We start from the raw sequence: 877 nt of genomic DNA, 5'->3' as shown, positions 1-877 counted from the left end.
GAACAATGCGGCCTGCCCAACTCGCTGATGTCCCATCATGATTCAGCCCTCTTGCAACGACTGAATCAGCGAATGTCAGCTCACGCAACCGAAGACTTTTTCAACAAAATCGGCCCATAGCTGACCTGCCCGATCGGTTCAGCCGAGGACTTCTTTTAACCCAAAGCTGACCTCAAGCAGTTCTGGAGACAATTAGGCAAAAAGCCCGCATTGGTTTTGACAGCACCTTTGACGGCGCTCGCGACATCGGCCAAGTCGGAGTTCATCAATGTGCCGAAGGAGTGATCGCCACCGATAGCCAGGACCGGCATCRGCAATTTTCCAGTCTTTGCGAACAGCGTTTTGTTGTCCTCGCCGTCCTTAGTGAAGGCAGCAAACTGTCCGCCAAAGGCATCGTGGATGGCATCCGTACGAGCATAGAGCACCGCATCGTGATCCCGGGTCTTTCGTCGATCGCAGCGGGGGTATGGGTTCACGGCCTGGTTCGAAAACCGATACGGTTGTCGAAGCATCGAGGCGGACAGTGCCAATGTTGGCGCTCGCCCTGCCGGAAGCCGCTGGAACTCGTGCTAACGAGAAATATCGAAGCGTACTGCTTTGATAGTGTGAATCGCTTCCAACGGACGACGCTCGGAGACGTCAGGCGCAGGTGTCGTGCGCAGAAGAATTGTAGCCTGGAATCATGGGAGAACCGAGCATGGATTCCATTTCTCGTCGCCATATGTTGGCAGCGACAGCTACCGGAGGTCTTCTAACGAGCGTTGGGCTGGCGCACGCGCAAACCGCGGGCGGCGCGATTCCTCAGCCACAGCGACCGGGTCACGGCGGCACCGATCCCGGTCAGCGACCGGGTCACGGCGGCACCGATCCCGGTCCG

Annotated in this window: 1 protein-coding gene; it reads right to left on the bottom strand. The window is 57.6% G+C overall.

Annotated features, from left to right (window positions below):
- Positions 1 to 155 precede the first annotated feature (155 nt).
- On the bottom strand, positions 156 to 530 hold the full coding sequence (locus AB4Z51_RS45015; RefSeq protein WP_441499779.1) for a hypothetical protein: 375 nt from the start codon (positions 528 to 530) through the stop codon (positions 156 to 158).
- Positions 531 to 877 lie beyond the last annotated feature (347 nt).

It is taken from the genome of Bradyrhizobium sp. 2TAF36 (genome assembly GCF_052114925.1).
GTDB classification, from domain to species: Bacteria; Pseudomonadota; Alphaproteobacteria; order Rhizobiales; family Xanthobacteraceae; genus Bradyrhizobium; species Bradyrhizobium barranii.
The sequence above is the reverse complement of the archived record's forward strand: the minus strand, read 5'-3'. Positions and strand labels throughout refer to the sequence as shown.